The 26,990-nt window shown below is 68.7% G+C and carries 24 protein-coding genes and 1 tRNA gene; 20 read left to right on the top strand and 5 right to left on the bottom strand.

The window, feature by feature from the left end; all coding sequences use genetic code 11:
- The first annotated feature begins 24 nt into the window (after positions 1–24).
- From gabT to poxB, 8 genes are all read left to right on the top strand, one after another.
- Entirely contained in the window at positions 25–1,386 is a 1,362-nt protein-coding gene (gene gabT / locus AC6CHX_RS13930; RefSeq protein WP_136040705.1) for a 4-aminobutyrate--2-oxoglutarate transaminase, read from the top strand.
- Between the two features lie 79 nt (positions 1,387–1,465).
- On the top strand, positions 1,466–2,869 hold the full coding sequence (locus AC6CHX_RS13925) for a flavin monoamine oxidase family protein (protein ID WP_498273296.1): 1,404 nt from the start codon (positions 1,466–1,468) through the stop codon (positions 2,867–2,869).
- A complete protein-coding gene (locus AC6CHX_RS13920; protein ID WP_498273295.1) occupies positions 2,869–3,753 on the top strand; it encodes a universal stress protein in 885 nt (294 codons plus the stop codon). The genes AC6CHX_RS13925 and AC6CHX_RS13920 overlap by 1 nt, the downstream gene beginning before the upstream one ends.
- Positions 3,753–5,300, top strand: a complete 1,548-nt coding sequence (locus AC6CHX_RS13915; RefSeq protein ID WP_498273294.1) for an APC family permease — start codon at positions 3,753–3,755, stop codon at positions 5,298–5,300. The genes AC6CHX_RS13920 and AC6CHX_RS13915 overlap by 1 nt, the downstream gene beginning before the upstream one ends.
- A gap of 22 nt (positions 5,301–5,322) precedes the next feature.
- Positions 5,323–6,789 (top strand): NAD-dependent succinate-semialdehyde dehydrogenase, encoded by a 1,467-nt coding sequence (locus AC6CHX_RS13910; protein WP_136040700.1) that lies wholly within the window; start codon positions 5,323–5,325, stop codon positions 6,787–6,789.
- A gap of 25 nt (positions 6,790–6,814) precedes the next feature.
- Positions 6,815–8,179 (top strand): NAD-dependent succinate-semialdehyde dehydrogenase, encoded by a 1,365-nt coding sequence (locus AC6CHX_RS13905; RefSeq protein WP_498273293.1) that lies wholly within the window; start codon positions 6,815–6,817, stop codon positions 8,177–8,179.
- 173 nt (positions 8,180–8,352) lie between these two features.
- The gene (locus AC6CHX_RS13900; protein ID WP_498273292.1) at positions 8,353–9,243 is read left to right on the top strand and encodes an endonuclease domain-containing protein; all 891 of its coding nucleotides are present in this window, start codon (positions 8,353–8,355) and stop codon (positions 9,241–9,243) included.
- A 110-nt stretch (positions 9,244–9,353) separates the two neighbouring features.
- The gene (gene poxB / locus AC6CHX_RS13895; RefSeq protein ID WP_498273291.1) at positions 9,354–11,078 is read left to right on the top strand and encodes a ubiquinone-dependent pyruvate dehydrogenase; all 1,725 of its coding nucleotides are present in this window, start codon (positions 9,354–9,356) and stop codon (positions 11,076–11,078) included.
- A gap of 3 nt (positions 11,079–11,081) precedes the next feature.
- Here poxB and AC6CHX_RS13890 read toward each other — a convergent pair whose 3' ends face one another.
- Positions 11,082–13,880, bottom strand: coding sequence for a hypothetical protein (locus tag AC6CHX_RS13890; protein WP_498273290.1), 2,799 nt, complete (start codon positions 13,878–13,880; stop codon positions 11,082–11,084).
- Between the two features lie 23 nt (positions 13,881–13,903).
- Entirely contained in the window at positions 13,904–15,727 is a 1,824-nt protein-coding gene (locus AC6CHX_RS13885) for an HSP90 family protein (protein WP_498273289.1), read from the bottom strand.
- Positions 15,728–15,922: 195 nt separating this feature from the next.
- Between AC6CHX_RS13885 and AC6CHX_RS13880 the strand changes: the two genes are divergently transcribed.
- From AC6CHX_RS13880 to AC6CHX_RS13840, 9 genes are all read left to right on the top strand, one after another.
- Positions 15,923–15,995, top strand: a tRNA-Trp gene (locus AC6CHX_RS13880).
- 40 nt (positions 15,996–16,035) lie between these two features.
- Positions 16,036–16,308, top strand: coding sequence for a preprotein translocase subunit SecE (gene secE, locus AC6CHX_RS13875; protein ID WP_029260992.1), 273 nt, complete (start codon positions 16,036–16,038; stop codon positions 16,306–16,308).
- 42 nt (positions 16,309–16,350) lie between these two features.
- Positions 16,351–17,397, top strand: coding sequence for a transcription termination/antitermination protein NusG (gene nusG, locus AC6CHX_RS13870; RefSeq protein ID WP_498273288.1), 1,047 nt, complete (start codon positions 16,351–16,353; stop codon positions 17,395–17,397).
- Between the two features lie 284 nt (positions 17,398–17,681).
- Positions 17,682–18,113: a 50S ribosomal protein L11 gene (gene rplK, locus AC6CHX_RS13865; RefSeq protein WP_017829145.1), complete on the top strand. Its 432-nt coding sequence runs from the start codon at positions 17,682–17,684 to the stop codon at positions 18,111–18,113.
- An 11-nt stretch (positions 18,114–18,124) separates the two neighbouring features.
- Positions 18,125–18,814: a 50S ribosomal protein L1 gene (gene rplA, locus AC6CHX_RS13860; protein ID WP_029260994.1), complete on the top strand. Its 690-nt coding sequence runs from the start codon at positions 18,125–18,127 to the stop codon at positions 18,812–18,814.
- Between the two features lie 190 nt (positions 18,815–19,004).
- Positions 19,005–19,817, top strand: a complete 813-nt coding sequence (locus tag AC6CHX_RS13855) for an amino acid ABC transporter substrate-binding protein (protein WP_498273287.1) — start codon at positions 19,005–19,007, stop codon at positions 19,815–19,817.
- Between the two features lie 3 nt (positions 19,818–19,820).
- On the top strand, positions 19,821–20,486 hold the full coding sequence (locus AC6CHX_RS13850; RefSeq protein WP_498273286.1) for an amino acid ABC transporter permease: 666 nt from the start codon (positions 19,821–19,823) through the stop codon (positions 20,484–20,486).
- A complete protein-coding gene (locus AC6CHX_RS13845; protein WP_498273285.1) occupies positions 20,473–21,276 on the top strand; it encodes an amino acid ABC transporter ATP-binding protein in 804 nt (267 codons plus the stop codon). Before AC6CHX_RS13850 ends, AC6CHX_RS13845 begins: the two co-directional genes overlap by 14 nt.
- A gap of 48 nt (positions 21,277–21,324) precedes the next feature.
- Complete coding sequence (locus tag AC6CHX_RS13840; protein ID WP_498273284.1) at positions 21,325–21,681, top strand: iron chaperone; 357 nt, start codon at positions 21,325–21,327, stop codon at positions 21,679–21,681.
- Between the two features lie 4 nt (positions 21,682–21,685).
- Here AC6CHX_RS13840 and AC6CHX_RS13835 read toward each other — a convergent pair whose 3' ends face one another.
- Entirely contained in the window at positions 21,686–22,354 is a 669-nt protein-coding gene (locus AC6CHX_RS13835; protein WP_498273283.1) for a LysE/ArgO family amino acid transporter, read from the bottom strand.
- Between the two features lie 70 nt (positions 22,355–22,424).
- On the opposite strand from AC6CHX_RS13835, the gene AC6CHX_RS13830 reads away from it, so the two are divergent.
- Positions 22,425–23,369 (top strand): LysR family transcriptional regulator ArgP, encoded by a 945-nt coding sequence (locus AC6CHX_RS13830; protein WP_498273282.1) that lies wholly within the window; start codon positions 22,425–22,427, stop codon positions 23,367–23,369.
- On the opposite strand, the gene AC6CHX_RS13825 is transcribed toward AC6CHX_RS13830, so the two are convergent.
- Entirely contained in the window at positions 23,308–23,796 is a 489-nt protein-coding gene (locus AC6CHX_RS13825) for a MarR family winged helix-turn-helix transcriptional regulator (protein WP_136040686.1), read from the bottom strand. The two genes, AC6CHX_RS13830 and AC6CHX_RS13825, sit on opposite strands and share 62 nt — an antisense overlap.
- Positions 23,783–25,519: a DHA2 family efflux MFS transporter permease subunit gene (locus tag AC6CHX_RS13820; RefSeq protein ID WP_498273281.1), complete on the bottom strand. Its 1,737-nt coding sequence runs from the start codon at positions 25,517–25,519 to the stop codon at positions 23,783–23,785. Before AC6CHX_RS13820 ends, AC6CHX_RS13825 begins: the two co-directional genes overlap by 14 nt.
- Before the next feature lie 278 nt (positions 25,520–25,797).
- Here AC6CHX_RS13820 and AC6CHX_RS13815 point away from each other — a divergent pair, with 278 nt between their 5' ends.
- Both AC6CHX_RS13815 and AC6CHX_RS13810 read left to right on the top strand, forming a co-directional pair.
- Positions 25,798–26,355: a SipW-dependent-type signal peptide-containing protein gene (locus AC6CHX_RS13815; RefSeq protein ID WP_498273280.1), complete on the top strand. Its 558-nt coding sequence runs from the start codon at positions 25,798–25,800 to the stop codon at positions 26,353–26,355.
- The gene (locus tag AC6CHX_RS13810; protein WP_498273279.1) at positions 26,322–26,987 is read left to right on the top strand and encodes a SipW-dependent-type signal peptide-containing protein; all 666 of its coding nucleotides are present in this window, start codon (positions 26,322–26,324) and stop codon (positions 26,985–26,987) included. The genes AC6CHX_RS13815 and AC6CHX_RS13810 overlap by 34 nt, the downstream gene beginning before the upstream one ends.
- Positions 26,988–26,990 lie beyond the last annotated feature (3 nt).

Raw genomic sequence — 26,990 nt, 5'->3', positions numbered from 1 at the left:
CGTCGCCGCCGTACGCTCGCGAACATGGCACTCCTCGACACCGCAGCACCCGCAGTCCCTCTCGGCGGACCCGACCTCCCGCAGGAGCGTCGCCTGGTCACGGACCTTCCCGGCCCTCGCTCGGCTGAGATCCTCGCACGCAAGGCCGATGCCGTCGCAGCCGGTGTGGGTCACACCGTGCCGATCGCGGCCGTGGCCGCCGGCGGCGGAGTGATCGTCGACGCCGACGGCAACTCGCTCATCGACCTCGGCTCCGGCATCGCGGTGACCACGGTCGGCAACGCGCACCCGAAGGTCGCCGCAGCCGTGGCGGCGCAGGCCGCGCAGTTCACCCACACCTGCTTCATGATCTCGCCCTACGAGTCGTACGTCGGCGTCGCCGAGGCCCTCAACCGCGTCACCCCCGGTGACTTCGCGAAGAAGAGCGCCCTGTTCAACTCGGGAGCAGAGGCCGTCGAGAACGCGATCAAGATCGCCCGCAAGCACACCGGCCGTCAGGCGGTCGTCGCCTTCGACCACGGCTACCACGGCCGCACGAACCTGACCATGGCGCTCACCGCCAAGTCGATGCCGTACAAGAGCGGTTTCGGTCCGTTCGCCCCCGAGGTGTACCGCGCTCCGATGTCGTACCCGTTCCGCGACGGGCTCGACGGCCGCGAGGCTGCCGCCCGCGTCATCCTCCAGCTCGAGAAGCAGATCGGCGCCGACAACCTCGCCGCGGTCATCATCGAGCCGATCCAGGGCGAGGGCGGCTTCATCGTCCCGGCCGACGGCTTCCTGCCGGCGATCGTCGACTGGTGCCGCGCGAACGGGGTCGTCTTCATCGCCGACGAGGTGCAGACCGGCTTCGCTCGTACCGGGCACATGTTCGCGAGCGAGATCTTCGGCATCGAGCCCGACCTGATCACCACGGCCAAGGGCATCGCCGGCGGTCTCCCGCTCGCGGCGGTGACCGGTCGCTCCGAGATCATGGACGCCTCGCACTCCGGCGGTCTCGGCGGCACCTACGGCGGCAACCCGATCGCCTGCGCCGCCGCCCTCGCGTCCATCGACGTGTTCGAGAACGACGGCGTGATCGAGCGCGCCCGGGAGATCGGCGTGATCCTCACGGAGCGTCTCACCGCGATACAGCAGAACGACCCGCGCGTCGGCGACGTCCGCGGACACGGTGCGATGATCGCCGCCGAGTTCGTCGATCCCGAGACCAAGGCTCCGGATGCCGCCCTCACGGCCGCCGTCGCGAAGGCGTGCATCGCCCAGGGCGTCGTCGTCCTCACCTGCGGAACCTACGGGAACGTCATCCGCTTCCTTCCCCCGCTCTCGATCGGCGACGATCTGCTGAACGAGGGACTCGACATCGTCGCCGCGGCGCTCGCCGCGGCCTGACACCCCTGTCCGGTCGCGACCCCGATCGGGGGATTTCGGGTCGCGACCGGCACTACTTCCCCCAACGAAGGAGTTGCAGATGGCTGAGATCACTCGCGACGTACTGATCATCGGTGCCGGAGCCGCAGGGCTCACGGCGGCGAACGACCTCCGCAAGGCCGGCCTGTCGGTCGCCGTGCTGGAGGCCCGCGACCGCGTCGGCGGGCGCCTGTGGACCGACGTCATCGAGGGCGCCATGCTCGAGATCGGCGGCCAGTGGGTCTCGCCCGACCAGGACGCGCTCAAGGACACGATCGAGGAGCTGGGGCTCGAGACGTACAGCCGCTACCGCGAAGGCGACAGCGTCTACGTCGGCCCCGACGGACAGGCACACCGCTTCACCGGCGAGATGTTCCCGGTGGCGCCGGAGACCGAGGCCGAGATCGCCAGGATCACCGAGATCCTCGACGCGCTCGTCGCCGAGATCGACCCGGACCGTCCCTGGGCCCACCCCAACGCCGAAGACTGGGACACGATCACCTGGGACGCCTGGCTGCGCTCGCAGACCGACGACGACGAGGCCGTGCGCAACCTGGCCTTCGCCACGGGGTCGGCGATGCTCACCAAGCCCACGCACTCCTTCTCGCTGCTGCAGTCGCTGCTGATGGCGGCATCCGCCGGGTCGTACTCGAACCTCGTCGACGCGGACTTCATCCTCGACAAGCGCGTGGTCGGCGGACTGCAGCAGGTTCCGCTGCGGCTCGCGGAGCGCCTGGGCGACGACGTGCTGCTGAACCAGCCCGTGCGCAGCCTGGAATGGTCCGACCCTTCGACGGGCTCAGGGACCCAGGCTGTGGTGGCCACCACCGACGAGCACACGGTGCGCGCCCGCCACGCGATCCTCGCGCACGCGCCGGTGCTCTACAGCCGCATCGCGTTCGACCCGCCGCTGCCGCGCCGACAGCACCAGTTGCACCAGCACCTGTCGATGGGGTTCGTCATCAAGGTGCACGCCGTGTACGACCGGCCGTTCTGGCGCGAGCAGGGCCTCAGCGGCACCGCCTTCAGCCCGTACGAGCTCTCGCACGAGGCCTATGACAACACCAACCACGGCGACGAGCGCGGCACCCTGGTCGGCTTCGTCTCCGACGCCAACGCCGACGGCGTGTTCGAGCTCTCGGCCGAGGAGCGCAAGGAGCGCATCCTCGAGTCGCTCTCGCACTACTACGGCCCCGAGGCCAAGAATCCCGTCGTCTACTACGAGAGCGACTGGGGCAGCGAGGAGTGGACGCGGGGCGCGTACGCCGCCAGCTTCGACATGGGAGGGCTGCACCGCTACGGCGCCGACCTCCGCACCGCGGTCGGACCCATCCACTTCGCCTGCAGCGACATGGCCGGCGCCGGATACCAGCACGTCGACGGGGCGATCCGCATGGGTCACCTCGTGGCATCGAACATCGTCGACGCGAGCCGTGACACGGGCTCCTCTGAGAGCGGCAGCTGATGACCGGCTCTGTCGTCGTCGGATACACGGCGACGGATGCGGGAGCGGATGCCGCGGCGCTCGGCGCCCGGCTCGCCCGCAGCCTCGGTGCGACCCTGCACCTCGTGATCGTGCTGCCGAACGAGGGCACGCGCAGTGCGGCCGTTCCGCCCGAGCGAGCGTATGAGGAGCACCTCAGATCGCAGGCGAGGAAGTGGCTCGCGGACGCTGTGGTCCGGCTCCCTCAGGAGCTCACCCGCAGCGGTCACGTGCGGTTCGCCGAGTCGTTCGCCGAGGGGCTGATCGCCGCCGGTGAGGAATTCGGCGCGCGCGTGATCGTCATCGGCGCCGCGGGCGGAGGCATCTTCGGCCGTCACCGGCTCGGCAGCGTCGCCTCCGAGCTGCTGCACTCGTCGACCATCCCGGTGGCGCTCGCGCCTGTCGGCGTCGCCCTGCAGGACGATCACGTCCTGCCGCGCGTCACGGTCGCCGTCGGATCCCGGCCGGGTGCCGATGCCCTTCTCGACGAGGCCGTGGCGCTCGCGGCGGACAGCGGCGTCGACCTGCGGCTCGTGTCCCTCGTGCCCTTCGACGTGCCCCCGGGACTCGACACCGGAGCGATCCGCACGGTCGGTGACACGCACGGCCAGGAGGTGCTCGCGGTCGCGTCGGAACTGCTGCCCGACGGCCGCTCCGCCGCGGTCGAACAGGCACCGGGCGACTCTGTCGAAGACGCCGTCGCCCACCTCTCCTGGCTTCCGGGCGAGATCGTCCTGGTCGGCTCCAGCAGGCTGGCGCAACCGCGCCGTCTGTTCCTGGGCTCCACGGCGGCGAAGATGCTGCACGAACTGCCCGTTCCCATGATCGTCGTCCCGCGCACCCGCAACGAAGCAGGAGACCGCTGATGAGCAGCACGAACCGGGCGACGGAGCCCGAATCCGGTGTCACGACCGGCATCTCCACTAAAGGTCTGAGCGCCGGAACGGTCGGCCTGATCGGCGCGGTCGTGATCGGCATCTCGTGCATCGCCCCCGCCTACACCTTCACCGCCGCCGTCGGCCCCACGGCATCCGAGGTCGGAGCCCAGATCCCGGCGATCATCCTCGTCGGCTTCATCCCGATGCTCCTCGTCGCCTTCGGCTACCGCGAGCTCAACAACCGGATGCCGGACTCCGGCACGTCCTTCACCTGGGCGGCCCGCGCGTTCGGCCCGTGGATCGGCTGGATGGCCGGCTGGGGGCTGGTCGTCGCGACGATCCTGGTGCTGTCGAACCTCGCCGGCGTCGCGGTCGACTTCCTCTTCCTTCTGCTGTCGCAGATCACCGGAAATCCGGAGATCGGCGACCTCGCCGGTGTCACCTGGATCAACATCGGCGTCTGCCTGCTGTTCATGCTCGGGGCGACGTGGATCTCATATCGCGACATGCAGACGACGCAGAAGCTGCAGTACTGGCTCGTCAGCTTCCAGATCCTCGTGCTGGTGTTCTTCGCCGTCGCGGCCATCGTGCAGGCGGTGAACGGCAACGGCTTCGACTACCAGCCGTTCGACCTGAACTGGTTCAACCCGTTCGCGATCTCCTCCTTCAGCGCGGTCGCCGCCGGTCTCTCGCTCTCGATCTTCATCTTCTGGGGCTGGGACGTCACGCTCACCATGAACGAGGAGACCAAGGACCCGGAGAAGACGCCGGGCCGCGCGGCCACCGTGACGGTGCTGACGATCGTCTCGCTGTACCTCCTGCTCGCGGTCGCGATGATCATGTTCGCCGGTGTCGGCACCGGCGCGCTGGGGCTCGGCAACGAAGACATCCAGGAGAACGTGTTCTTCCACCTCTCCGGACCGATCCTCGGACCGCTGGCCTTCCTGGTGTCGCTGGCGGTGCTGACCAGCTCGGCGTCGTCGCTGCAGTCCACGTTCGTGGGCCCGGCGCGGACGCTGCTGGCGATGGGGCACTACGGCGCCCTGCCGAAGGCGTTCGCGAAGGTCAGCCCCCGCTTCTTCACCCCCGGGTACGCGACCATCGTCTCGGCGATCGTGGCCTCCGCGTTCTACGCCGTGATGCGCGTGGTCAGCGAGGACACCCTGTGGGACACCATCCTCACCCTCGGCATGATGATCTGCTTCTACTACGGGATCACCGCGTTCGCGTGCGTCTGGTATTTCCGCAAGCAGTGGTTCGACTCGACGCGGAACTTCTTCTTCACGTTCCTCTTCCCGCTCGTCGGCGGCGCGATCCTCGCGGTGCTGTTCTTCACGACGCTGATCGACTCGATGGACCCGGAGTACGGCTCCGGATCGCAGATCGGCGGCGTCGGCATCGTCTTCATCCTCGGGATGCTGATCATCGTCGTCGGCATCGCGGTCATGATCTGGAACGCGGTCCGTCGGCCCGCCTTCTTCCGCGGCCAGACGCTGGGCATCGACGCACCGCCCAGCCGACGCAAGCGCGCATAGCCCTCCTCACAGAAAGAGAATCATGAGCACTCAGACCGAACAGGCGCTCCTCGACAGCATCCCCACCGGCCTCTTCATCGGCGGCCAGTGGATCGACGGCGAGACCGGCGGCACCTTCGACGTGCAGGACCCGGCGACCGGTTCCGTGATCCGGACCATCGCCGACGCGACACCGGCCGACGGCATCCGTGCCCTCGACGCCGCGGTCGCCGCTCAGGACGAGTGGGCGGCCACCGCGCCGCGCGTCCGCAGCGAGATCCTCCGCAAGGCGTTCGACCTCGTGCAGGAGCACAAGGAGGATCTAGCGCTGCTCATGACGCTCGAGATGGGCAAGCCGCTCGCGGAAGCACGCGGCGAGGTCGTCTACGGCGGCGAGTTCCTGCGCTGGTTCAGCGAGGAGGCCGTGCGCATCAGCGGCCGCTACGGCATCAACCCCGAGGGCACCGGCCACATGGTCGTGTCGCAGCGTCCGGTGGGCCCGTCGTTCTTCGTGACGCCGTGGAACTTCCCCTTCGCGATGGCCACCCGCAAGATCGCGCCGGCACTCGCGGCGGGTTGCACGGTCGTCATCAAGCCCCCGGCACTGACCCCGTTGACGACGATCTTCTTCGTCTCGCTGCTCGAGAAGGCAGGGCTCCCTGCCGGTGTCGTCAACGTCGTGCAGACGTCGAAGTCCAGCGCGCTGTCCGCCCCGATCATCGCCGACCCGCGTCTGCGCAAGCTCTCCTTCACCGGATCGACCGAGGTCGGACGCAAGCTCATCGCGCAGGCGGCCGAGGGCGTGCTGCGCGTGTCGATGGAGCTCGGCGGCAACGCACCGTTCGTGGTGTTCGACGACGCCGACCTGGACAAGGCGGTGGAGGGCGCACTCGCTGCGAAGTTCCGCAACATCGGACAGGCGTGCACCGCAGCCAACCGCTTCATCGTGCACAAGGACGTCGCGGGTGAGTTCGCCAAGCGGGTCACCGAGCGTGTCAACGGGATGAAGATCGGCCGCGGCACCGAAGAGGGCGTCGCGATCGGACCGCTCATCGACGCGGATGCCGTCGCCAAGGCGGGCGAGCTCGTCGGTGACGCCGTGGACCGCGGTGCGACGCTGCTCGCCGGCGGCAAGGCCGTCGAGGGCACCGGCACGTTCTACGAGCCCACCGTGCTCACCGACGTGGTCGCGGGCAGTGCCATCCTCCGCGAGGAGATCTTCGGCCCGGTGCTGGCGATCGCGACCTTCGAGACCGAGGACGAGGCCGTGCACCTCGCGAACGACACCGAGTACGGACTCGTGTCGTACGTGTTCACCGAGAACCTGCAGCGCGGCCAGCGGATGATCGACAAGCTCGAGACGGGCATGATGGGACTCAACGTGGGCGTGGTCTCCAACGCCGCGGCCCCCTTCGGCGGCGTCAAGCAGTCCGGCGTCGGCCGCGAGGGCGGGTTCGAGGGCATCCACGAGTACCTGTCCACCAAGTACACGCTGATCCCGGTCTCCTGACCGAGCAGCCAGAGGAGGAGAGAACATGACCGACTACGCCGTCATCAACCCCGCCACCGGAGAGACGCTGGCGTCCTTCGACACCTTCACCGACGCTCAGATCGACCAGGCGGTCGCTGCCGCCGACGAGGCCCACCGCGAGTGGTCGCGCTCGTCGACGGTCGCCGAGCGCGCGGCCCTCGTGCGCCGTGCGGCCGAGCTGCACCGCGAGCGTCGCGAGGAGCTCGCCGACATCTTCGTGCGCGAGATGGGCAAGCCCCGCGAGGCCGCCCTCGGCGAGGTCGACTTCGCCGCGGACATCGCCGAGTACTACGCCGACCAGGCGGAGTCGATCATGGCCGACCAGCCGATCGCGATCCTGGGGGAGGGGTCGGCGATCATCCGCCGCTCCTCGCTCGGCCCGCTCGTCGGCATCATGCCGTGGAACTTCCCGGCGTACCAGATCGTGCGCTTCGCCGCTCCGAACCTGATCGTCGGCAACACGATCCTGCTCAAGCCCGCGCCGCAGTGCCCGGAGTCGTCGACCGCGATCGAGAAGATCTATCACGACGCCGGTTTCCCGAAGGGCGCCTACCAGAACGTGCTCGCCACCAACGAGCAGATCGCGACGATGATCGCCGACCCGCGCGTGCAGGGCGTCTCGCTCACGGGGTCCGAGCGTGCCGGTGCCGCGGTCGCCGAGATCGCCGGTCGCAACCTCAAGAAGGTCGCGCTGGAGCTGGGTGGCTCCGACCCCTTCATCGTGCTCTCCACCGACGACCTCGACGCGACCGTGCAGGCCGGCGTCGACGCGCGCCTCGACAACAACGGTCAGGCGTGCAACGGCGCCAAGCGCTTCATCATCGTCGATGGTCTCTACGACGCGTTCGTCGAGAAGTTCACGGCGGCGATGGCGGCGGTCGAGGCGACCGACCCGATGCTCGACGAAACGGTCCTCGGCCCGGTCTCGTCGGAGACGGCGGCGGTGAATCTGCAGAAGCAGGTCGACCAGGCCGTCGAGCAGGGCGCGACGCTGCTGACCGGCGGCACCCGCGACGGCGCGTTCTTCGCGCCGACCGTGCTCGCCGATGTGACACCCGAGATGAACGTGTACCGCGAAGAGCTCTTCGGCCCCGCCGCGGTCGTGTACCGCGTGGCGGACGAGGACGCGGCGGTCGAGCTCGCGAACGACACGACCTTCGGCCTCGGCTCCTACGTCTTCACGACGGACGCCGAGCAGGCCGAGCGCGTCGCCGACAAGATCGAGGCGGGCATGGTCTACGTCAACCTCGTGCTGGCCGACAGCCCGGAGCTGCCGTTCGGCGGCGTCAAGCGCAGCGGCACCGCGCGCGAGCTGGGCCACCTGGCGGCCGACGAGTTCGTCAACAAGAAGCTGATCCGCATCGGCTGAGTCTCTCGCCCTGAAGAGTCGAAGAACGCCGCCTCCTGGTCTCAGGAGGCGGCGTTCTTTGGCTCCTCACCTGCTGCTTATGTCCCTCTGCACGGCAGGACGCGTGGGGAGGGTGTGCACAGCACGCGGGACTGGCGCACGCCGCAGTCACGCGCAGAGGTCAAGATCGGCGGATGCACCCATCGCGATTGCCGTCCGGGACTCCGATCGGCTTCACCGTCCCCGATGCGCTCGCACGGGGAATCACCCCGCGCCGGCTGCGAGCGAAGGATCTCTCGAGCCCCTTCCACGGCACGCGCGCGCGCAGACGGCTCGACGGCGCGGAGACCGTATCCCTTCTGCTGGCAGCGCTTCCGCCGCACGCGTTCGTGTGCGGCACGACGGCCGCCTGCCTGTGGGGTCTGCCATTGGCGGCGCAGCAGGAAGCGGAGGCCTGGGCGCGACCGCGGATCGGCGTGCCCCCGGACGAGACGCGAATTCGCAGGAAGGGTGTTCTCGGTCATCGGCTCGAGGTGGAAAGTGACGACGTGGTCCGACGCCGAGGGCTGGCGGTGCTGTCGCCTGCGCGGACGTGGGTGGACGTGTCTCGCGTCATGCGTCTGCCGCGGTTCCTCGCCCTCACGGATGCGCTCCTCAGTGCCCGGCATCCGCTCGTCTCGGCGGAGGAACTCGCACGTCATCACGAACGATTCGCGGGTGGGCGCGGGGCGAGGGTGCGGCAGCGCGCACTCGAACTGGCGGACGGTCGTGCCGAGTCCCCGCGCGAATCCATGGTGCGGCTGATTCTGATCGAGGCGGGTCTGCCGCGTCCGGAGTGCAACGTCGAGATCTGGCACGATCGCCGATTCGTGGCGCGAGTCGACATGCTCTACGCCGACGAACGGCTCGTCATCGAGTACGACGGGGATCACCACCGGGACCCTGATCAGTGGAGTCGGGATCAGATCCGCCGTGCCGAGCTCGAATCGCTCGGTTATCGCATGATCGTGGTCACCCGCCGAGACTTCGACGATCCTGATGCGCTCGTGCGCCGGATTCGTCGTCTGCTCGCGGCGGCTCGTTGAGGTGAGGAGCCAATAGAAGTCGGATGCCGCGGTGTGCGCGCGGCGTGTCTTGACCTCTCAGCAGGGGCGTAGCCCGCCCCGCACGAGCGCACCGGGCGTAGGGTCGAAGCATGGCCAACGTCGCTGAGAATATCGTCAAGACTCTGCACGCCAACGGGATCGACCGTGTGTACGGCATCCCCGGTGACTCGCTGAACGGCTTCACGGACGCGCTCCGCAAGGACGGCACGATCCGCTGGGTGCATGTGCGGCACGAGGAATCCGCCGCCTTCGCCGCCGCCGCGGATGCCGCCACCACGGGAGAGCTCGCGGTCGTCGCCGGCTCCTGCGGTCCGGGCAACCTCCACCTGATCAACGGCCTCTACGACGCCAACCGCTCGCGCGTGCCCGTGCTCGCGATCGCCGCGCACATCCCCACCACCGAGATCGGAACCGGGTACTTCCAGGAGACGCACCCTCAGGAGCTGTTCCGCGAGTGCAGCGTGTACGTCGAATACGTCGCCGACCCGAAGCAGATGCCGCGACTGATGGAGATCGCCATGCGTGCCGCGATCGAGGAACGCGGTGTCGCGGTGCTCGTGATCCCGGGCGACGTGGCTCTCGCCGACATCGCGGACGATCGTGCCGTCGTGATCGAGCGGGCCCGACCCGTGGTGGTCCCCAACGCGGCGGAGCTCGAGAAGGCGGCGACTCTGCTCAATGCCGCCAAGAACGTCACGATCCTCGCCGGAGCAGGCGTGGAAGGCGCACACGACGAGGTCATCGCCCTTGCCGACAAGCTCGGCGCCCCCATCGTGCACGCCCTCCGCGGCAAGGAATTCATCGAGTATGACAACCCCTTCGACGTCGGCATGACGGGGCTGCTGGGCTTCGCCTCGGGATTCCGGGCCATGGAAGCCGCCGACACCCTGCTGGTGCTCGGCAGCGACTTCCCGTACGAGCAGTTCTATCCGGCTCACGCCAAGACCATCCAGGTCGACATCCGCGGAGCGCAGCTCGGCAAGCGGCATCCGCTCGATCTCGGCCTGGTCGGCGACGTGCGCGCGACTTCCGAGGCGCTCCTTCCGCGGGTGGCAAGGAAGGACGACCGCGGCCACCTCGAGGATGCCATCGCGCACTACCGCAAGACGAGGAAGAAGCTCGACGAGCTCGCCGTGCCCGCGAAGGGCAAGCGCCCCATCCACCCCCAGTACCTGGCCCGGCTCCTGGACGAGTACGCGGCCGACGACGCGATCTTCACCGCCGACGTGGGATCGCCGACCGTGTGGGCCGCTCGGTACCTCTCGATGACCGAGGATCGCCGTCTGATCGGCTCGTTCACGCACGGCTCGATGGCGAATGCCCTGATGCACGGCATCGGCGCGCAGGTCGCGCACCCCGACCGTCAGGTGGTCGCGCTGGCCGGCGACGGCGGACTCGCGATGATGCTCGGCGAGCTCCTCACCCTCACCCAGAACAAGCTGCCGGTGAAGACGATCGTGGTCAACAACTCCTCGCTGAACTTCGTCGAGCTCGAGATGAAGGCCGCCGGCTTCGTCACCTACGGCACCGGGCTGGAGAACCCGAGCTTCGCGGCGATCGCCGAAGCCATGGGCATCTTCGCGCGCCGGGTGGAGCGTAGCGAAGACCTCCCGGATGCCGTGCGCGAGGTGCTCGCGCACGACGGACCCGCCCTGCTCGACGTCGTCACCGAGCGGCAGGAGCTGTCCATGCCGCCGGCGATCGAGGCCGCGCAGGTCAAGGGCTTCGCGCTCTACGCGATCCGCACGGTGATGTCCGGCCGCGGCGACGAGCTCCTCGACCTCGCCAAGGCCAACTGGCGCCAGCTGTTCTGACCGTCAGCTCTGCGCGAGAGTCCGCACCTCGGCCGCCTCGCCGTGACGCCCGAGCGACTCGAGGACGTTGCCGAGCTCGAGGGCTGCCACCTGGAGCAACGGCGGGTGGCCGGCGGCGTGGTCGATCGCGCTGCGGTAGACGGGCACGGCGTCGGCTGAGCGGTCGTTCCCTGCCAGGACGCGCCCCGCGAACAGCTCGGACCCACCGGCCGAGCCGAGATCTCCGAGTGCCGCGAAACCGTCGGCCGCGGTGAGCGCGGCCGCGACCGCCTCGTCGATCCGGCCGAGCTCGGCGAACGCCCGTCCCCGCGAATCGGTGACGTCGGCGAGGAGCCACTCGGCCTCGTGCTGCTGAGCGAGGGCGGCGACCTCGTCGAAGAGCCCGAACGCCCGCTCGTCGCCGCGTCCGCCGTAGGCCTGTCCGAGGCTGTGCAGCACTTCGGTCACGGCTCCCACGGCATCCGGGGCCCGGCGTACGATGTCGGCCGCCGATTCGAGCAGGCCGATCGCGTCGTCGTGCTCGTCGAAGCGCGCGAGGATCTTGGCCTGCTCGGTCATCGACATCGCCTGGTCGGCGTGCTCCTCCGCCTGCCCGAACAGCTCGGAGGCGTAGCCGTGAGCACCGACTGCTTGGCCGAACTCACCGGCGGCGCTCAGCGAGCGCGCCAGCATCGAGGCGGTCATCGCGCGCGAGCCGGCGGCCACCTCTGCCTCCTCTTCGCGCTGCAGCACGTCGCCGAACAGCTCAGCCGCCTCTTCGGCGTCGCCGATGCGCAGCATGGTCCGGGCGAGCCGGAAGTCCACGCCGGTCGAGTCGCCGTCGCCCTCGCTCGCGATGCGCGCGGCGACGCGGTAGCGGGAGACGGCCTTCTCCGGTTCATCCGCATCCTCCCAGAGCGCTCCGGCGAGAAGGTGGGCCTCACCGAGGGCGCGCGTCGCGCCCAGCTCGGCGAGCAGCCGGCACACCTCGTCGGCGTCGACTGCGCCTTCCGCATAGGAGTCGCTGCCGCCGCGCACGCGCGCCCTGGTCTGCAGCGCCTGCGCCCGATGCCCGGTGCTGAGGTCGTCCTGTGCGAGGAAGCGGTCGAGCAGTGCCGTCGCCGCCTCCATGTCGCCCTTGCTCAGCACGGCCGAGATCGCCATGAGCGTCGTGGTGTTGGCGAGACGGGCGTCATCGGCCTCGGCGAACGAGCGCGCGGCGAGCTCGGCGAGGTCGAGCGCGGCATCCGCTTCCCCGGCTCGCAGGTGCAGCGCGGCGCGGCTGATGGCCAGATCGCCGCGCGACCAGGCGGGCAGCGATGCGGCATCGGCGATCGCATCCTCCAGGTCGGCGGTCGCCTCGGGGGTGTCGATCCCGAAGGTCGCGAGCCCGAGGCGCTCCTCCAGGTCGGCCTGCTCGACGCGGCCGGCGGCGCGGAGGGCGGCGACCCGCTGCGGAAGCAGTTCCAGGGCCTCGTCGGCGCGTTCGAGGGCGATGAGGATCCCGATGCGCATCGAGAGCAGCTGGGCGCGCTTATAGGGGTCTTCCACCTCGAGGGCGCGGGGGAGGGCTTCGAGGGTCTCGTGCTCCGCTCCGAACTGGGCGAGCTGCATGGCGCGCTCGAACCAGCCGTCGGCGTCCGCCGGCGTGTTCGAGGGGGTCGGAGCCACGAACGCGTCCGATCGGATCGGCACGTCGTACTGCTCATCGGCGAGTGCGCGCATGCGGGCCAGGCTGCGTGCGTGGCCATCGGTCCCGTCGCGCTCGTCGAACGCGGCGGCGATGCGGTCCGCCGCCGACCAGGCGGACGCCGCGAGCTCGGCAGCGCTCCAGCGGCCCTCATGCTCTCCGAAGAAGGGGACGAGCGCGGGCGACTCCGCTCCGCGCACGGGGGTGTCGCCGTGGCCCACTGCCGTGACCCGATCCAGGGCGACGGCGAGGGCGGCGAGGGCGGCGAAGTGCGCGTCGACGTTCAGCCCGTCATGGGCGAGCCAGGCGATGTGCTTCTCGACGAGTGCGAGTGCACGGGCCTCGTTGCCGGTGAGCGCCGTGAACACGATGTTGTTGGCGACGATGCGCAGGTTGTCGGGGTTGTCCTTGGCCAAGCGGTAACTGCGCAGGTGCGCGGTCTTCGCCTCGTCGAAGCGTCCGGCCCGGAGGTACGGGAGGAGCACGCGCGAGAGGGCGTGCTCCGGCTCCTCGCCGCACGAGAAGCCGCCCTCGATCATCTCCTCCACCAGGACGATGGCCTCGGCGTCGCGGTCGGTGTCCGCGAAGAAGCCCGCGATCTGGCTCCGGCCGCAGGCGTCGCAGTGGCTGTGGTCGTCGCGCGGCGTGGCCTCCAGCTGCACCCGCAACGCCTCGGCCTCGTCCATGCGTCCGGCATCCCAGGCATCCTCGAAGCGGGCGGTGAGCACACCGCTCACTCCGAGGCCGCCGGCGCGGTAGTGCTTCTCCATGTCATCGAGCACCGCGGCGATCTGCTCCTGGGAGAACGCCGGCGAAGAGCGCAGGGATGACGCCATCCACTTGAACTGCCACATCAGGTCGGCGCCGCCGTTGTCGAGGTCGGCGGGGAATCGCTGCGGGTCGGCCTCGTGGTGCGCGAGGCACCAGGCGAACGAGTTCAGCATCACATCGGTCGCGCCGCCCATGTTCGCCGACGCCGTCTGCCGCATCCGTGCCTCGTACTCGAGCCGCTCATCGCCGATCTCGATCGCGAGAGCCACCGCTTCCGCGACGAGGGCCTGCTCGGCGGGCCCCCACGGGGTGCGGTCGATCTCCTCGATCAGCTGCTGGAAGCGCTTCTTCGGACGTGCCATGGGGGATCCTTCGGTGGGATGTGTCAGCGGCCTTCGACGAACGGGATCTGGTCCCCTTCGATGCCGGCTGAGAGGGAGACGAGGTCGGCGAGTGCGCTGGTCATCAGGGCACGATCGGCGTCGGCGAGCGGATGGTGCCCGGCGAGCAGCGCCTGGATGTAGAGCAGCTGCACGGTGCGGGCGAAGACGGCGTCGTCCTGCACGCGAACCAGGGCGCGAACCACCCGGTTCGACCAGTTCAGGCACAGGCGGGCGCGGAGGTCGTCCTCGCGCGCCGAGGACATCGTCTTGTCGATGCGGTCCAGCACGCCGCCCCAGAGCGCGCCCGTGACGCCCTTGGTGCGTCCGCGGTCGATCGCGCGCAGCACCTCAGGGTCGGCGACGTAGAGTCCGGCGAGGTCGGGGCGGTCGATCGAACGCACGACCACCGAGCAGTCGGACGCGGCCAGTACAGCGCCCGCACGCGTCTCCAGGGCGACGGCGGCGTCGCGGTCGTCGAGCGGGGGAGGGTCGAGGCGGTCGAGCTCTCCGGTGACGTCGACCTTCTCGACGGTGACGTGCGGGTAGAGGTCGGGCAGCATCCGGATCAGGTCGGCGTCGTAGAGGTATCCGCCGTTGACGAGCACCTCGTCGGCGGGGGAGATGCCGGCCACCTGGCGGAACTCGTCGACGGTCTGCGCATACCGCACGTGCGGGTATCGCTCCGCGAGGTCGCCGATCCGCATCGTGCCGTGCGTGGTCTCGACGGTCAGCCAGCGCGAGATGAAGTGGGCAAGCTCCTCGTCGTGGCGCACGAGCGACTTGAGCCCGACCTCGTGCACGGCCACGAACTGCGCGAGACGATGCGGCTCGCTCAGGCCCAGCTCCAGGACCCAGCGGCGGATGCCGGCGCCGAGCTGTTCACGCACGCGCTCGAGCGCCGCGTCCTCGACCAGAGACTCCCGGCTTGCGGTGGGCGCGAGCCCGGTGGAGTCGATCACGGCGCGGACGAAGAACGCCCACTCGGGGAGCACGTCGTCGACGCGCTCGGAGAGCAGCATCCGTCCCAGATACATGCGCGTCGCCTGACGCGCACCCGGCGGCGGGGCGTAGGGCAGCACGTACGCGAGGCCGCGGGTCCCGGTGGCGGGCTCGCCCAGCTCGATCACGTCGAGCGGCCCCGCGCCGAGGAGGTCGCGCCCATACAGCACGGCGGCCTCGGGGTCGCGGGCGGCGTCGAGGAACGGCGCATCCCTGGTGATGTCGATGTCGCCGCCGGGGCCGTCGAGCGTGACCCGCACGGGCAGGAATTCGCCGAACGTGGTGGCGAGTTCGTGCACGGCGGCAGGGCGCAGGAGCTCGTCGGCGTCGAAGCGCGGCACGAGGTGCACGCTGGTGCCGATGGGAAGCTCCTCCTCGATCTCGGCCACCTGGAACGTGCCGTCGGCGCTTCCCGTCCATTCGACCGACGCGCCGCCGCGGGCGCTGCGGGAGCGGATGACGATGGTGTCGGCGACCATGAAGCAGCTGAGCAGGCCGATCCCGAACTGGCCGAGGTAGTCGCTGCGGGGAAGGTCGAAGATGTCGCGCTTGGAGCTGCGCCCGACAGTGGCCAGCAGATCCGCGACCTCCGTCGCGGTGAGACCCACGCCGTCGTCGCGCAGCACGAACTCGCCGTTCTCCGCGGTCAGCGGGGTGATCCGGATGCGTCCGCCTCCGCCGTCGACCTCGCGGCGTGCGGTGATCGCGTCGCGGGCGTTCTGCAGGAGCTCCCGCAGGTACACCCGGGGACTGGAGTAGATGTGTCTGCTGAGCAGATCGACCACACCGCGCAGATCCACCTGGAACTGCTGCACCTCAGCGCTCACCGGCGCTCCCTCCTCCTGCATACGCTCGCTGAGCCTAACAAGAACACGCCTTCGCGATCCCGGTTCGGCGCCACCGGATCGATGCCGTATGCTTGTGGGGCAGTTGTTCTCTGCATTCTTTCGCCATGCCTGGGGTCTCCCGATCACAGTCACGGTGGCAGAGTGGAGAGAGAACCCCGAGACCTCCCGGTCTCTAGGGCGGTAGCTCAATTGGCAGAGCAGCGGTCTCCAAAACCGCAGGTTGCAGGTTCGATTCCTGTCCGCCCTGCGCGTCAGCGCAACGCTGACACACGAAAGGTACATTCAGGATGGATCAGGACGAACCGCGCGGCGAGGTCGTCGCGGCCGGCGCCACCCGCGAGAAGAAGGGCAACCCCTTCTCACGGTTCTTCGGGGGTATCGCCCTGTTCATCCGCCAGGTCATCGCCGAGCTCCGCAAGGTCGTCACTCCGACTCGCAAGGAGCTGTTCAAGTTCACCCTGGTGGTGCTCGTCTTCGTTCTGATCGTCATGGGCATCGTCTACGGCTTGGACACGCTGTTCGCGTTCTTGACGCACTGGGTGTTCGGAATCCCTGGCTGATGACCCCCGCGGCTCGCGCCGCAGCTATGGAGAAGAAACAACGTGTCTGAACGATATTCCGACGACGCCGACTGGGCGACCGCCGCAGAGCAGTCCAGCGAGGAAGACGAAGCCCAGGAGGGCAACGTCCTCGCCGAGGAAGAGCTCTCGGCCACTTCGGCCGAGCACGTCGCCGTCCACGTCGAAGACGAAGACGGCGAAGCGGATGACACGGCTGACATCGACATCGACATCGACGACCCGGAGGCGGACGCGATCGTGAACGACGCTCTGAACCTGGACGAAGCGGCTGAGTCTGAGGCTGCCGCTGAGGTCCTCAACGAATCTGTGGCCGAAGAGGCCGCCGACCTCGACGCGGCTGCGGCCGACGAGGTCACCCCCTACGACGGTCCGGATGTCAACGGCGACGAGGACTCCTCCGCCGATGACGAGGACTCCGCCGATGGCGACGACGAGGATGCAGAGGAAGACCCGTACGAGGCCTTCCGCATGGACCTCCGCATGCTCCCGGGCAAGTGGTACGTCATCCACTCCTACGCCGGCTTCGAGCGCAAGGTGAAGGCCAACATCGAGCAGCGCAAGTCGACGCTCGAGGTCGAGGACGAGATCTACCAGATCGAGGTCCCGATGGAAGACGTGGTCGAGATCAAGAACGGCCAGCGCAAGATGGTCACCCGCGTGCGCATCCCCGGCTACGTGCTGGTGCGCATGGAGCTCACGGAAGACACCTGGTCGGTCGTGCGTCACACCCCGGGTGTCACCGGCTTCGTGGGCAACGCCCACAACCCCACGCCGCTGCGCTTCGAAGAGGCCTTCAACATGCTGAAGTCGCTCGTCGAGGTCAAGGACGTCCCCACGGCCAAGAACATCGCGTCGAAGGGCGGCGTCGCCGTCGCTCGTCCGCTGCCGGCCGAGGTCGACTTCGAGGTCGGCGAGACCATCACGATCAAGGAGGGCTCGTTCGCGGGTCTTCCCGGTTCGATCAGCGAGATCAAGCCCGAGAGCGGCAAGCTCACGGTGCTCGTCTCCCTCTTCGAGCGCGAGACCCCGGTCGAGCTGTCGTTCGACCAGGTCACCAAGATGGTCTGACCCACACATCCTCACGAGAACGGCCGTCCCTTCCGGGGCGGCCGTTCTTGCGTTCGCTCCCTTCTCGCGAGGGGTCAGAACACGCCGCAGCACGTCGGGCGATTGCGGCGTGTCTTGGCTCCTCAGCTCGGGGCGATGCGGCGTTCGTGCTGTGCGGCAGGATCGGGTAGACTTACGTGGTTTGTGTGCCGCTTCGGCGTGCGCAGAGACGACCACGCTCCGGAAACGCCGGATCTGTGGGAGAAGCGGATGCTCCGGCATCCGATTCGAAGAAAGGAAAGAGAATGGCACCGAAGAAGAAGGTGACCGGCCTGATCAAGCTTCAGATCAACGCCGGTGCAGCCAACCCGGCGCCGCCGATCGGCCCCGCGCTCGGTCAGCATGGCGTCAACATCATGGAGTTCTGCAAGGCGTACAACGCCGCGACCGAGTCGCAGCGCGGCAACGTCATCCCCGTCGAGATCACCGTCTACGAGGACCGCAGCTTCACCTTCGTCCTGAAGACCCCGCCGGCGGCGGAGCTCATCAAGAAGGCCGCAGGCGTCCCCAAGGGCTCTGCGACCCCGCACACCGTCAAGGTCGCGAAGATCACCAAGGACCAGGTCCGCCAGATCGCCGAGACCAAGCAGGCCGACCTGAACGCGAACGACATCGAGGCCGCGATCTCGATCATCGCCGGCACCGCCCGCTCCATGGGCATCACGGTCGAGGGCTGAGGAGAATAATCATGGCTACCAAGTCCAAGGCTTACAAGGCTGCCGCCGAGAAGATCGAGGCAGACCGTTTCTACACCCCGACCGAGGCAGTCGCCCTCGCGAAGGAGACCGGCTCGTCGAAGTTCGACTCGACCGTCGAGGTCGCGCTGAAGCTCGCCGTCGACCCCCGCAAGGCAGACCAGATGGTGCGCGGCACCGTCATCCTGCCCCACGGCACCGGTAAGACCGCCCGCGTCATCGTCTTCGCCACCGGCCCCGCGGCCGAGGCAGCGATCGCCGCAGGTGCAGATGAGGTCGGCGGCGCCGAGCTCATCCAGAAGGTCGCCGATGGCTGGACCAACTTCGACGCCGCCGTCTCCACCCCGGAGCTCATGGGCCAGGTCGGTCGTCTCGGAAAGGTGCTCGGACCGCGTGGTCTGATGCCGAACCCGAAGACCGGCACCGTGACCCCGAACCCGGCCAAGGCCGTCGAGGAGATCAAGGGCGGAAAGATCGAGTTCCGCGTCGACAAGCACGCCAACGTGCACTTCGTCGTCGGCAAGGCATCGTTCACCGCTGAGCAGCTCGACGAGAACATCGGCGCAGCGCTCGAGGAGATCGTCCGCCTCAAGCCGTCGAGCTCGAAGGGCCGTTACATCCAGAAGGGTGCGGTGTCGACCACGTTCGGCCCCGGCATCCCGCTGGACGTCAACTCCATCTGACGCTTCGACAAGCTCAGCGACCCAGTCGCAGAGGAACGCCCCCGGGTCCGCCCGGGGGCGTTCCTGCGTTCCATCCCGCGCGAAACGAAACGTCATCGGATGCGGAGACGCGGCCCCGTCCGCGTACTGTGAGGGAGTTCCCGCGACGGTCGCGTAAACTCGCACCGCGCTTCTCACCCCAGGAGGGTCCATGTCCCGTCGTCTCATCGCCGTCACCGCACTCGTCGTCGCCGCCGCGGCGCTCACCGCCTGCAGCGGGTCGAGCACGCCCGCCAGCACATCCGACGGCGCAGAGGGTTCCGACTTCGGGTTGGTGCAGGAGGGCACGCTCACGGTCGCGACCGAGGGCACATACCGCCCCTTCAGCTTCCACGGCGACGGCGGCTCGGGCGACCTCACCGGCTTCGACGTGGAGATCATCCAGGCCGTCGCCGACAAGCTCGGCCTCGAGGTGAAGTTCCAGGAGACGCAGTGGGATGCGATCTTCGCGGGCCTCGACGCGGGACGTTTCGACGTCATCGCCAACCAGGTCTCGATCAACGACGAGCGCGAGGCGAAGTACCTCTTCAGCGCCCCGTACACGGTCTCGCCCGGCGTCATCGTCGTGGCCGAGGACGACGACTCGATCTCCTCGTTCGACGACCTCGACGGCAAGACCACCGCACAGTCGCTCACCAGCAACTGGTACGAGCTGGCCACCGACTCGGGTGCGAAGGTCGAAGCGGTCGAAGGCTGGGCGCAGGCGGTGGAGCTGCTGCGCCAGGGCCGCGTGGACGCGACGGTCAACGACAAGCTGACCTTCCTCGACTACGAGACCACCAACAGCCCGACCGGACTGAAGATCGCCGCCGAGACGGATGAGGCCGGCAAGCAGGCTTTCGTGTTCACCCAGGACAAGGAGGCGCTCGTCGAGGCCGTCGACGGTGCCCTCGAAGAGCTCCGCGCTGACGGGACCCTGGCCGAGATCAGCGACAAGTACTTCGGCGAAGACGTCACGAAGTAGTCGATGGAGAGCCCCTGGCAGCTGTTCTTCGATTCGCTCGGGCCGATCGCCTGGGCGGGTCTGACGGCGACGGTGCCCCTGGCCCTGTTGTCGTTCGTCCTGGGGCTCGTCATCGCCGTCGGCGTCGCACTGATGCGGATCTCGGTGCACCCGGTCGTCTCCGGCGTCGCCCGGTTCTACATCTCGGTGATCCGCGGCACGCCCATGCTCGTGCAGCTGTTCGTGATCTTCTACGGCATGCCGTCGATCGGGATCACGCTCGACCCCTGGCCCAGCGCCATCATCGCGCTCTCGCTCAACGTGGGCGGCTACGGCGCCGAGGTGGTGCGCGCGGCGATCCTCTCGGTCCCGAAGGGGCAGTGGGAGGCGGCGTACACGGTCGGGATGAACCGCACCCGCACGCTGACCCGGATCATCCTGCCTCAGGCGGCACGTGTGTCGGTGCCGCCGCTGTCCAACACGTTCATCTCGCTCGTCAAGGACACCTCTCTCACCTCGCTGATCCTGGTGACGGAGCTGTTCAAGGTGGCGCAGCAGATCGCTGCGACGACCCTCGAGTTCATGGTGGTCTACCTCGCCGCGGCGCTGGTGTACTGGGTGTTCTGCCTGGTGCTCTCCTTCGGTCAGAGTGCTCTCGAAAGGAGGCTCGACAGCCGTGTCGCCCACTGACAACGCACCCGAACCGCTCCTCACAGCCCGCGGTCTGCGCAAGAGCTTCGGAGACAACGAGGTGCTGCGCGGCATCGACCTGACGCTGCATCGCGGCGAGGTCGTCGTCCTCATCGGTCCGAGCGGTTCAGGGAAGACGACGGTGCTGCGCGCGCTCAACGGCCTCGAGACCCCCGACGCGGGAACCATCGCCGTCGCGGGAGGGCCCGCGATCGACTTCGCACCCGCCGCCAAGCCCGGGAACCGCGAGCAGAAGCAGAAGCGGCTCGCCCTGCGCGACCGGTCGGCGATGGTGTTCCAGCATCACAATCTCTTCCCGCACCTCACTGTCCTCGAGAACGTGATCGAGGGACCGTGGCGGGTGCAGGGGCGTCCCAAGGCCGAGGTCGTGACCGACGCTCTCCTCCTGCTCGACCGCGTGGGCCTGGCAGACAAGGCGCACGCGCGCCCGCATCAGCTCTCGGGTGGTCAGCAGCAGCGCGTCGGCATCGTGCGGGCGCTCGCGCTCAAGCCCGACCTGCTGCTCTTCGACGAGCCGACCAGCGCGCTCGACCCGGAGCTGGTGGGGGAGGTGCTGCTAGTGATCAAGGAGCTGGCGGATGAGAACTGGACCATGGCAGTCGTGACGCACGAGCTGAGCTTCGCGCGCGAGGCAGCCGATCATGTGCTGTTCATGGATGCCGGTGTGGTCGTGGAGCAGGGCCCGCCGGCCGAACTCTTCCGCGCGCCGAAGCACGAGCGCACGCAGCGTTTCCTCACGCGCATCATGCGTCCGCTCGACGGCGCCTGATCCCGCCCGGACCTCGCCCTGCGTGCGGAACGGTGGAAGGATGCCGTGATGGGCACCGTCGACGACTACCTCGAAGAACTCCTCCCTGCGGACCGCGACGCGATCGAGCGGGTCTATGCGGTCGCGCGACGGGAGGCGCCGGACGCGGAGCAGGGCAAGGGCTACGGGATGCCGGCCCTCGTGTATCGAGGCAAGCCGCTCCTGTCCGTGATGCGCGCCAAGAAACACATCGGGATCTATCCCTTCAGCCCGGATGCGGTTGCGGCAGTTGCGAGCGCGCTGGAGGGGGAGCCGGGAGTGAGCGTCGACAAGGGGACCATCCGGTTCCAGCCGGAGCATCCGATTCCCGACGACGTGCTCGACCGCCTGGTCAAGGCCCGGCTCGCCCAGATCGACGGCAGCTGATCCGTCAGCCGCCCAGCACCGGCAGCACGAGGCTGATGGCGATGGCGATCATCACCACAGCGATCACCGCATCCAGGATGCGCCAGGAGCGCTGCGTGCGCAGCCAGCGACCCAGATAGCGCGCGCCGAACCCCAGAGCCGTGAACCACAGCAGGCTGGCAGCCATGGCCCCGCCCGCGAAGAGCCAGCGGTCGTCGCCGTGCGTCGCCGCGATCGAGCCGAGCATGAGCACCGTGTCGAGGTAGACGTGCGGGTTCAGCCACGTGAGGGCGAGCGTGGTCAGGATCACGGGCGCCAGGCGGGTGCGGGTGGCGGTCGCCGTTGAGCCGACCGATGTCGTCGACCCGGGGCCGGGGCCGGGGGCATCCGCGACGTCCACCTGAAGCTCTTCGCCGCCGCGCCAGGCCCGCCGAGCGGCCAGGATGCCGTAGCTCAGCAGGAAGAGCGCCCCCGCCCAGCGGGCCACGACGATGAGCCACGGGGCGGCCGACAGCACGAATCCGAGTCCGGCGACGCCGGCGGCGATGAGCGCGGCATCCGACAGGGCGCAGATGATCACGACAGCCCATACGTGCTCGCGGCGGATCCCCTGGCGCAGCACGAAGACGTTCTGCGCGCCGATGGCGACGATGAGGGAGAGGCCGAGTCCGAGGCCGGCGAGAACGGTGAGCATGGTTCCAGCCTAGGAATCCCCCAGCATGAAGAGAAGCGAAGATTCCTTCTGTGCCGTTAGCATCGCTAATGTGAGGATCGATCCCGAACTGGCCGCCACGCTCGCCGCGATCGTCGACGAGGGCACACTGGATGCCGCGTCGAGGCGACTGCAGATCACGCCGTCGGCGGTGAGCCAGCGCCTGAAGACATTGGAGCAGCAACTCGGTCGGATCCTGGTGGTGCGGACGAAGCCCGCGCGGCTGACCGAGGCGGGAGAGGCCGTCGTCCGTCTGGCCCGCCAGATCGCGCTGCTCGAACATGACGCGCTCATCGGGGTGGGCATCGATGAGGTGGCGGGCAGTCGGCGGATCACCATCCCGCTCGCCGTGAACGCCGACTCGATGGCGACGTGGTTCCTCGCGCCACTGTCCCGGCTCGCGGCCGGCCACGACATCGACTTCGACCTGCACCGCGACGACCAGAACTTCACCGCGCGGCTCCTGGAATCCGGCACCGTGATGGCCGCGGTCACGAGCGAGGCCGCGCCGGTCGCCGGATGCTCGGTGTCGCCCCTCGGCGTGCTCGAGTACCGGGCGATGGCGGAATCGGGATTCGCATCGCGGTGGTTCCCTGACGGGGTGACGGCGGATGCCCTGACAGCCGCACCGTTCGTCGACTTCGACAGGCGGGACACACTGCAGCACGAGTGGCTCCGGGCGATGTCCGTCGATGAGGCGGGGGTGCCGCGGCACTACGTCCCGGCATCGCACGACTATGCGGTCGCCGTCGCGCTCGGGCTCGGGTGGGGGATGGTCCCGCTCCTGCAGCAGTCGTCCGGGCTGGTCCCGCTGGGTGGCCCGACCCTTCGCGTCCAGCTTTATTGGCAGCAGTGGAACCTGCGATCGGAGATGCTCGACACCATCGCCGCCGAGGTCGCCCTCGAAGCGCGCCGCGTGCTCGCCGAGGGGCCCGTCACTCGGCCGCGGTCGCGTCCGGGCTCGCGCCCGAAGCCAGGGCGTGGAGCAGACGGGTGAGGCTGCCGATGTCGGCGAGGCTCCAGTCTTCGAGCGTGCGCAGCAGCCTGCCCTCCTGAGGGAGCCGCGCGGCCGCGAGGCGCTCTTCGCCCAACGGGGTGAGCTGCAGCAGGAAGGAGCGTCCATCCGCGGGATCGGTCGAGCGCTCGACGAGCCCGAGCTCCTCGAGTTCCCGCACCATCCGGCTGACCTGGCCCTTGTCCAGCAGCATCCGCTCGGACAGCGCCGACACCGTGACCGTCTCGCATCGCGCGATCGTGGTGAAGGTCTTGTACGCGCCGGGCAGCAGACCGGGGCTCACGCGATTCGCGTTCTCCGAGATCACACGGCGGAAGTGCGTGATCAGCTCGCCGAACTCCGCCTCGAGGGCGCGGACCGCAGTGGCCCGCGCCTCGGGGGTATCGGAGAGGTGATCAGCGTCCGGCATCGGAGGCCGCATCGTCGTGGGCGTCGCGGGCGCGACCGACCACGCCGACGGTGCCCGTCGTCGGTGCACCGGAGAGCGCTGCGGCGTCGTCGATCGCGACGTCTGCCGCGTCGTCGACCGGGGTGCCGCTGCCGTCTGCGGCTGCATCCGACTTCGCTGCATCCGCCTGTGCGCGCTCGGTCGTCGTCATCGTGGTGAGCGGACGGTTCGGCAGGAACAGGATCGCGATGAGGCTGATCACCGCGAGCGGGATGCCGATCAGGAAGGCGTGCGAGATGGCCTGTGCGTAGAAGTCCTCGACGATCGAGCGCACCGGCTCCGGCAGCAGCCGGACCTCGGGCAGCGTTCCGCTGGAGAGCTGAGCTGCGACCTCGGCGCCCTTGTCGCCCAGCTTCGCGATCGCGGTGCCCAGGCGCTCCTTCCCGTCGCTGAACAGGCCGGTGAGGCTGTTCGCGAGCACGGCGCCCATGACCGAGACGCCGACCGTGCCGCCGAGGCTGCGGAAGAAGGTGACGCCCGAGCTGGCGACACCCATCTCACTCGGCTTCGCGACGTTCTGCACGATGAGGACGAGGTTCTGCATGGTCATGCCGACACCGGCGCCCATCACGAACATGTAGATCGAGACGAGGACGAAGTTCGTGTCGTAGTGCAGCGTCGACAGCATGACGGAACCGGCGATCAGCAGCACGGAGCCGAGGATCAGGTAGCCCTTCCACTTGCCGAAGCGGGTCACGAGCTGGCCGATCACCATCGACGAGATCAGGAGGCCGGCCATCATCGGCAGCGTCATGAGCCCCGCCTCCGTGGGCGTGGCGCCGCGCGAGAGCTGCATGTACTGCGCGAGGTACACCGAGGTGCCGAACATCGCGACGCCGATGGAGATCGAGGCCAGCACCGACAGCGTGAAGGTGCGACCGCGGAACAGCGTGAGCGGGATGAGCGGCTCGCGCACCTTGAGCTCGACGATGATGAAGGCGATGGCCGAGACGATCGCGCCGCCGACCATGAGCACGGTCTCGGTGCTCCACCAGTCGAACGTCGAGCCGGCGTTCGTGATCCAGATGAGGATCAACGAGACTGCAGCCGAGAGCAGCACGATGCCGACGTAGTCGATCGAGACCTTGCGGGTGCGCTCGGTGCTGATGTGCAGCGTCTTCTGCAGGATGATCAGCGCGGCGACGGCGAAGGGGAGCGCGACGAAGAAGTTCCAGCGCCAGTTCGCGACGTCGGTGATCCAGCCGCCGAGCAGCGGACCGCCCACGGTGGCGACGGCCATCACGGCGCCGAACAGCCCCATGTACCGGCCGCGCTCGCGCGGGCTGATGATGTCGGCCATGATGACCTGGCTGAGGGCGGCGAGTCCGCCACCGCCGATGCCCTGGATCGCCCGGAAGGCGATGAGGGTGTTCGTGTCCTGCGCGAAGCCGGCGGCGGCGGTCGCACCGACGAAGATCACGATCGCGATCTGGATCAGCAGCTTGCGGTTGAAGAGGTCGGCGAGCTTGCCCCAGATCGGGGTGGAGATCGCGGTGGTGAGCAGGGTCGCCGTGATGACCCAGGTGTAGGCGGCCTGGTCGCCGCCGAGGTCGTGCACGATGACGGGCATCGAGGTGGAGACCACCGTGGTGGCGATCATCGAGACGAACATGCCGAGCAGGAGACCGGTGAGGGCTTCCAGCACCTGGCGATGCGTCATCTTGACGGGAGAGTCCGTGGTCATGCGAGACCTTTCGCGGTCGGAAGGGAGGATGCCGCGACAGCTCTGGCGCGCACGAAATGGTTGAACTGGGTCAACTATATCGCAATCGTTGATCTACATCAACCATCGCGGGATGGCGTCTCGAAGTGCGCGCGATGTGCGGGCAACGTGCGCGAAATCGCCTTGTTCTGTGGGAAGGCGTCAGTGAGGATGAGGGCACGGCGGGGATGCCGGGGCCACCGCGAGGAGGCCGTTCCCAAGCATTCACGCGGAACGCCTGATTCCTGAGGGGGACTCCGATGGCTGCCAAAGACACGAAGCGCAAGGTTCTCGCCTTTCTGGCGGGTGGACTCGTTCTCGGGGTGGGGGCGGCGGTCACGCTCGCCGCCTGGAACGACTCCGAGTTCGCGAACGGGACCTTCACCGCCGGCTCCTTCACGTTCACGGGGTCGACGGATGGGACGACGTTCAGTGACCATGCCACCGACGATGCGGCAGCTGCGCTGACCTTCGAGCTCGACCCGACGAACCTCAGCCCGGGGGATGTGGTCTACGCGCCCTACGCCCTGCGGCTCGGCGGCACCTACGACGCGACGCTCGACTCGGTGGCCCCGGTGGGAGCGGGCGACTTCGCCACCGCCGGCAAGCTGACCTACGGCATCGTGTCGACGGGGGCGACCTTCGGATGCGATGCGACCGCGTTCGCCGCGGGAACCGCAGTGCCCGCGACGATGACTCCCGGAACGGACGTCAACCTGTGCATCCAGGTCACCGCCGCCTCCGGTGCGGGCGGGATCGAACAGGGCGACACGGGGACCGTCACATGGCAGTGGAACGCGACCTCGGTGCAGCCGTAGCGCCCACCCGTCGCTCCTTGCGTGCATCCGTCCGTTCGAAGCCCTCGCGCACCTTTCGACGCGTGCGGGCGCTGCTCGCCGGCGGGCTGGTGCTCGGCGTCGGCGCGACGATGACGATCGCGGCGTGGACCGACCAGGAACTCGCGACGACCACGGTCAGCGCGGGGAGCTTCTCGATCGCATCGCGGTCGGATCAGGGAGCGTTCGTCTCGCACGGTCCCACCGAGACCGTGCTCACCGTGCCCCTCGACGCATCGGGCCTCTACCCCGGGGTGAAGAAGGCGGCGTACGTGCAGGTGCAGGCATCGGGCACCCTGGGCGGCACCGTCAACCTCACCGGAGTCGCGGTGACGAACAACGCGGGCACGACGCCGACCGGAGCCGACCTCGCGCTGCAGAATGCGATCAGGGTCAACATCGCCGTGGTCGCGGCACCCGCCAACTGCACGACGGGTGCCACCGCGGCGGCCGCGCTGACCGCTGTTCCCGCGCTTCCCCCGCAGACCCTGACCGTGACCCCGCTCAACACGATCACGTACTGCATCGTGCTCGAGCTGCCGGCGGACGCGACTGGAACGGCGCAGGGCGGCACCGTCAAACCGACCTGGACCTTCACCGGAAGCACGAGCTGAGCG

This window comes from Microbacterium sp. GQ128, from assembly GCF_059758615.1.
Note: the sequence above shows the minus strand (reverse complement) of the source record. Positions and strands in the feature narration are given on the sequence as shown.